Raw genomic sequence first — 7,334 nt, 5'->3', positions numbered from 1 at the left:
ATCTTGATGACGCCGCCCACGCCGGCCGCCGCCTGGGTGTGTCCGATGTTGGACTTCAGCGAGCCCAGCCAGAGCGGCCGGTCCTCGGGACGCTCCAGCCCGTAGGTGGCCAGCAGCGCCTGCGCCTCGATCGGGTCGCCCAGCCGGGTTCCGGTGCCGTGCGCCTCCACCGCGTCGACTTCGCCGGGCGACAGTTGCGCGCCGGCCAGCGCCTGCCGGATGACTCGCTGCTGCGAGGGACCGTTGGGTGCGGTCAGGCCGTTGCTGGCGCCGTCCTGGTTGACGGCGCTGCCCCGCACCACGGCCAGTACCTTGTGCCCGTTCTTCCGGGCGTCGGACAGCCGCTCGACGAGCAGCACGCCCACGCCCTCGGACCAGCCGGTGCCGTCCGCCGCCGCGGCGAACGACTTGCAGCGGCCGTCGGCGGACAGCCCCCGCTGCCGGCTGAACTCCACGAACACATCGGGCGACGGCATCACCGTCACACCGCCGACCAGTGCGAGCGAGCACTCGCGCTGTCGCAGCGCCTGAGTGGCCCAGTGCAGGGCGACCAGCGAGGAGGAGCAGGCGGTGTCGATGGTGGCCGCCGGTCCTTCCAGGCCGAAGACGTAGGCGACGCGGCCGGAGAGCACGCTGGTGGCGCCGCCGGTCAGCATGAGGCCTTCGAGGTCTTCGGGCGTCTCCTTCAGGTCGGCGCCGTAGCCCATCGATCCGGCGCCGACGAAGACGCCCGTACGGCTGCCCCGCAGTGACGCGGGATCGATTCCGGCGCTTTCGAACACCTCCCAGGACGCCTCCAGCAGGATCCGCTGCTGCGGGTCCATCGCCAGCGCCTCACGCGGCGAGATCCCGAAGAACTCGGCGTCGAATCCGGTTGCGCCGTCCAGGAATCCGCCGCCGGTGTTGTAGAAGGTGCCTTTGCGGTCCGGATCCGGATCGGCCATCGCGTCGATGTCCCAGCCCCGGTCGACAGGGAATCCGGAAACGGCGTCCCCACCGTCGGCCACCAGGCGCCACAGGTCCTCGGGCGACCCCACGCCGCCCGGGAATCGGCAGCTCATGCCGACGATGGCGATGGGTTCCCGGGCATCCGTCTCCACCTCGTCGAGGCGGCGACGGGCCCGGCGCAGTTCAGCGGTCACCCATTTCAGATTGTCGAGAAGCTTTTCTTCATTTGCGGTAGCCACCGAAACGTCACCCCCTGGGAAGAGCCGGAAACGGCACGGAATTGTGTGCGCTCATCACGTCAGGAGCGTCCGAATTCGTTGTTGATGATGTCGAAGATGTCGTCGACCGACGCCGATTCCAGGTCGTTGCCGTCGTCGTCACCGGCGGTCGCGCTGTCGGTCTCGTTCCACTTGCGCAGAAGTTTCTCCAGGCGAGAGGTGACGCTCGCGCGTTCCGCGCCGTCCGCCGCGACGGACGACAGGATGAACTCCAGTCGGTCGATCTCGGCGAGTGCGGGGAGCTCCGGTGTGCTCTGCTCGCCGAGGAGTTCGGCTCGCAGGTGTCCGGCGAGAGCGGCCGGCGTCGGGTAGTCGAAGACCAGGCTCGCGGGCAGCCTCAGCCCGCTCGCGGTCCCGAGACGGTTGCGCAGCTCGACGGCGGTGAGCGAGTCGAAGCCGAGCTCCTTGAAGGCGCGCCCGGCCTCCACGGCGGTGGTGCCGCTGTGCCCCAGCACCGCTGCGACGTGCGTGCGTACCAGGTCCAGCAACATGTCCTCCGCCTCGGCGCCGGACAGCGCGGACAGCCGCTGCCGCAGCGACTCGGCGTCCTGTGCCGCGCCGTCGCCCCCGCGTTCGGCCCCGGTGCCGGTGTCCGCCTCGGCGAGCACGCGCCGTACCTCGGGCAGGTCGGCGATGAGGGGACGCGGCCGTGCGGCGGTGAACGCGGGTACGAAACGCTCCCAGTCGACGTCGGCGACCGTCACCGTCGTCTCGGCGCGGTCCAACGCTCCCTGCAGAGCGCTGATCGACCGATGGACCGGCAGCACCGGCAGCCCACGGCGGCGCAGTTGCTCGGCGGCCTCGTCGTCGGCCACCAGGCCGCCGTCGGCCCAGGGTCCCCAGGCGATGGCGGTCGCGGCCAGCCCGCGGGCCCTGCGCTGCTCGGCGAGCGCGTCGAGGAAGGCGTTGGCCGCCGCATAGGCGCTCTGGCCTCCGCTGCCCCACACTCCGGCGATCGACGAGAACAGCACGAAAGCGTCCAGTGGCGCGTCGGCGAACAGCGCGTCGAGGTGCGCCGCACCCGTCACCTTGGCGGCCATCACCTCGGCGATGTCGCCGGGACCGGTCCGGGCGAGCGGCGCGTACTGGCCGGCACCTGCGGTGTGCACAACCGCGGTCACGCGGGGCACACCGGCCAGCAGCCCTTCGAGTGCGTCCCGGTCGGTGACGTCGCACGCGGCGACCGTCACCTGGACGCCCATCCCGGTCAACTCGGCGGTCAGCGCCTCGGCTCCGGGTGCCTCGGGGCCGCGTCGGCTGGTGAGCACCAGGTGCTCGGCGCCGTTGCCGGCGAGCCACCGGGCCACGTGGGCACCGAGCGCGCCCGTGCCTCCGGTCACGAGGACCGTGCCCCGAGGCTTCCACGCGCCGGCGGCGGGGACCTGCGTGTCCTTCTCCGACGCGTGGACCAGGCGCCGTACCAGAACTCCCGGTGTCCGGACCGCGAGCTGGTCCTCGTCGCCGGCTCCGGCCAGGACGGCGACCAGGCGCGCGGTAGCACGCCCGTCGAGGGTCTCGGGCAGGTCGACCAGACCACCCCACCGCTCGGGGTGTTCCAGTGCCACCACCCGGCCCAGCCCCCACACCTGCGCCTGTGCGGCGCTGCGCGGCCGGTCCGACGGCGCAGTGCCCACCGCTCCCTCGGTGACACACCACAGCGGGGCGTCGACGCCGGCCTTCCCGAGCGCCCGCACCAGGTCTCCGGTGCGCAGCACCCCCCGGGAGACCGCCGTGTAGCGCGGATGCGACCGCTCGTCCAGCGCCAGCAGCGAGAGGACACCCTGTGGCGTCTCGCCGCCCAGCTCGGCGTGCAGACGCTCGGCGAGGAGGGCGGGCTCCGTGCCGGTGTCGATGCCGGTGCCGGTGTCCGTGTCGCTACCGGTGTCCGTGTCGGTACCCGTGTCCGCGTCCGTGTCCGTGAGCGTGATCTGGCGTACGGTGGCGCCCGCTGAGCGCAGCGCGTCGACGACCTCGCGCACGCGGGTGTCGTCCGCCTCGGTGGCGGGCACCACGGTCAGCCAGGTGCCCGTCATCCGCGCCGCGTCCGGCTCGGCCAGCGGCTTCCAGACCACCCGGTAGCGCCAGCCGTCCACCGTGGACTGCTCCTGCCGCTGCCGGCGCCACGCCGACAGTGCGGGCAGTACATCGCTCAGCGGCTGGTCCGCGTTGATCGCCAACTCGGCGGTGAGCGCGGTCAGGTCCGCATTGTCGACGGCCTCCCAGAAGCGGGACTCGGCCGAGTGGTCCGGGGCATCGCCGCCCGGCTCCGCCACGGCGTCCACGGCGTCGTCGAGCCAGTAACGCTCCCGCTGGAAGGGGTAGGTGGGCAGGTCGACGCGGCGGGCGCCGGTGCCGGTGTAGTAGGCCCGCCAGTCGACGGCGATGCCTCGGGTGTGCGCCGCGGCGAGCGCCGTGGCGAGCGTGTCGGCCTCCTGGCGACCCGCGCGGAGCGCGGGCAGGAAGGCATGGTCGTCGCCGGTGACGCACTCCTGCGCCATCGCGGACAGGATCCCGTCCGGTCCGAGCTCGATGAACGTGGTCACGTCCTGCGCTTCGAGGGCGCGGATGCCGTCGTGGAAGCGCACGGCCTCGCGGACGTGGCGCACCCAGAAGTCGGGGCTGGTGATCTCCTCGGCGGTCGCCACGGCGCCGGTGAGGTTGGAGACGACCGGGATGCGCGGGGCCTCGTACGACAGCCCCTCCGCGACCTTGCGGAAGTCGGCCAGCATGCCGTCCATGTGCGGGGAGTGGAACGCGTGGCTGACCGTCAGGCGACGGGTCTTGCGCCCCTGCTCCCCGAAGCGGGCGACGATCTCCAGTACGACGTCCTCGTCACCGGCCACGACCACGGAGGCGGGGCCGTTGACCGCGGCGATGCTCACGACGTCGGTCAGGAACGGCGCGACCTCGTCCTCGGTCGCCTGCACCGCCACCATCGCACCACCGGACGGCAGCTCCTGCATCAGCCGGCCACGCGCCGCCACCAGCGTGCACGCGTCCTCCAGCGACAGCACACCCGCACAGTGCGCGGCCGCGATCTCGCCGATGGAGTGACCGGAGAGGAAGTCCGGCCTGATGCCCCACGACTCCAGCAGCCGGAACAGCGCCACCTCAACGGCGAACAACGCGGGCTGCGTGTACGCCGTCCGGCCGAGCAGTTCCTCGTCCCCGCCGAACATCACCTCACGCAGCGGACGCTCGAGGTGGGCATCCAGGTGGGCGCACACCGCGTCCAGGGCGTCCGCGAACGTGGGGTGGGCGTCGTAGAGCTCCCGGCCCATCCCCGGCCGCTGACTGCCCTGACCGGTGAAAAGCAGCGCCGTGCGGCCGTCGCCTGCCGCGCCCCGGACCACCTGCGGGCACGGCTCCCCCGCCGCCAGCGCGGCGAGCCCCTCCAGCAGGACCTCCCGGTCACCGCCGACGACGGCGGCGCGCAGTTCCAGAGCCGCCCGTGACGTCGCCAGCGAATAGGCGACATCGACCGGACGTGTCTCCGCGCCCGAAGCGAGCCGTACCCGCACACGCTCGGCCTGCGCCCGCAGCGCGGCCTCGGACTTGGCGGACAGCACCCAGGTCTGGACGGCAGGCGGTGTCGCCGGTGCCGTCGCCTCGGTGGTGTGGTCGGCGGGTGCCTCTTCGAGGATGGTGTGGGCGTTGGTGCCGCTGAAACCGAAGGACGACACGCCCACCCGGCGGGGACGGCCGGTCTCCGGCCACTCCCGCGCCTCGGTCAGCAACTCCACCGCGCCCGCCGCCCAGCCCACGTGCGGCGTCGGCTCGTCGACATGCAGGGTCCGCGGCAGCACACCGTGCCGCATCGACAGAACCATCTTGATGATGCCCGCGACGCCTGCGGCAGCCTGGGTGTGGCCGATGTTCGACTTGATGGAGCCGAGCAACAGCGGTCGGTCCTCGGCACGCTCCTGCCCGTAGGTGGCGATCAGCGCCTGCGCCTCGATCGGGTCACCAAGCGTGGTGCCGGTGCCGTGCGCCTCCACCGCATCCACGTCCGACGCCGACAGACCCGCCGAGGCCAGCGCCTGACGGATCACCCGCTGCTGAGACGGACCGTTCGGCGCCGTCAGACCATTGCTCGCACCGTCCTGGTTGACCGCCGAGCCGCGGACCACCGCCAGCACCGGGTGACCGTTACGGCGGGCGTCCGAGAGCCGCTCGACCAGGAGCATGCCCACGCCCTCACCCCAACCGGTGCCGTCCGCACCCGCCGCGAAGGCCTTCACCCGGCCATCGGCCGCAAGACCACGCTGCCGGCTGAACTCGATGAACGCGCCCGGCGAGGACATCACCGTCACACCACCGGCCAACGCCAGATCGCACTCGCCGTTGCGCAGTGCCTGGGCGGCCAGATGCAGGGCGACCAGCGAGGACGAGCACGCCGTGTCCACCGTCATCGCGGGGCCTTCGAGGCCGAAGACGTAGGCGAGCCGTCCGGAGACCACACTCGCCGCGTTGCCCGTGCCCAGGTAACCCTCGATGCCGTCCGGCAGGGTCTGCGCGAACGAGTCGTAGTCCTGGCCGTTGGTGCCCACGAACACACCGGCCTGGCTGCCACGGGCAGTCGCCGGGTCGATCCCGGCCCGTTCGAACACCTCCCAGGTGGTCTCCAGCAGAAGCCGCTGCTGCGGGTCCATGGCGAGCGCCTCGCGCGGCGAGATCCCGAAGAAACCCGGGTCGAACTCGGCGACGTCGTAGAGGAATCCGCCCTCGCGTGTGTAGCACGTGCCCTGCTGGTCCGGGTCGGAGCTGTAGAGGCGCTCGAGGTCCCAGCCGCGGTCGTGCGGGAACTCGGCGATCGCGTCCCCGCCGGTGGCCAGCAACTGCCACAGGTCCTCCGGCGACCGCACGCCGCCGGGGAATCGGCAGGTCATCGCGACGATGGCGATCGGATCGTCCGCCACCTCAGCTGCCCGGGACACCGGGCCGTCGACCGCCGCCCCGGTTCCCAGCAGTTCGGTCCGGAGGTGGTCGGCCAGCGCGGACGCCGTCGGATGGTCGAAGACGAGCGTGGCGGGCAGGTCGACACCGGTCGCCGCGCCGAGCCGATTGCGCAGCTCCACCGCGGTCAGCGAGTCGAATCCGAGCTCCTTGAAGGCCCGTTCCGCTCCGATCGCCGCGGAACCGTTGTGCCCGAGTACTCCGGCCACATGGGTGCGGACCAGGTCGAGGACCGTGCGCTCCTGCTCGGCGCGGGACATTGCGGCGAGCCGTTCCGCGAGCGAAGCTCCCGCACCGCTTCCGGCACCGCCTGCGGCGAGGCCGTCCGCATGGTCGAGGACCCTGCGCACTTCGGGCAGATCGCCGATGAACGGACTGGGCCGCACCGCCACCAGTCCGGGCGTCAGCCGCTCCCAGTCGAAGTCGGCCACGGTCAGCACGGCCTCGCCGGAGTCGACGGCCTGGCGCAGCGCGCGGATGGCCGGGTCGACGGCCATCGGCGGCACGCCACCGCGACGCATCCGCTCTGCCATGTCGTCGTCGGCGGCCATGCCCGCGGCCCAGGCGCCCCAGGCGATGGAGGTGGCGGGAAGGCCGTCCGTCCGGCGCTGCTGAGCGAGCGCGTCCAAGTAGGCGTTCGCGGCGGCGTAGTTGGCCTGTCCGCTGCTGCCCAGAGTGCCGCTGATCGACGAGAAGAGTACGAACGCCGACAGGTCCAGATCACGGGTGAGCTCGTGCAGATGGCGTGCCGAGTCGGCCTTGGCCTGCCACACGCGCTCGAACCGCTGCGGGGTCAGCGCGTCCAGGACACCGTCGTCGAGCACACCCGCGGTGTGGATGACAGCCGTCAGTTCGGAGCGCAGCGGCTCCAGCAACCGCGCCAGCGCCTCACGATCGGCCACGTCACAAGCAGCAATCGTCACCCGGGCACCCGCCGAGACGAGCTCCGCCTCCAGCTCGGCCGCACCCGGCGCCTCCGCACCCCGCCGGCTGGTCAGGACGAGGTGGCCGGCTCCGTTGCGTGCCAGCCAGCGGGCGACCTCGGCGCCGAGCGCGCCCGTGCCGCCGGTGACCAGCACGGCGCCCTTCGGGGTCCATGCGCCGTCCTCCGGAGCGACCTCGCCCTGCACCGGACGCTCCAGCCGACGCGCG

Annotated in this window: 1 protein-coding gene and 1 pseudogene; both read right to left on the bottom strand. The window is 72.4% G+C overall.

Annotation, left to right across the window (positions count from 1 at the left end; translation table 11 throughout):
* A partial coding sequence (locus tag LMU33_RS40530) for a beta-ketoacyl synthase N-terminal-like domain-containing protein (protein WP_228627077.1) occupies nt 1-1,187 on the bottom strand: 1,187 nt, incomplete at its 3' end.
* Between the two features lie 59 nt (nt 1,188-1,246).
* Nucleotides 1,247-7,297: pseudogene (locus LMU33_RS40525) on the bottom strand (type I polyketide synthase); the annotation flags it as partial.
* Nucleotides 7,298-7,334 lie beyond the last annotated feature (37 nt).

Origin of the sequence: Streptomyces barringtoniae (assembly GCF_020819595.1) — a bacterium.
Classification (GTDB): Bacteria; Actinomycetota; Actinomycetes; order Streptomycetales; family Streptomycetaceae; genus Streptomyces; species Streptomyces barringtoniae.
The sequence above is the reverse complement of the archived record's forward strand: the minus strand, read 5'-3'. Positions and strand labels throughout refer to the sequence as shown.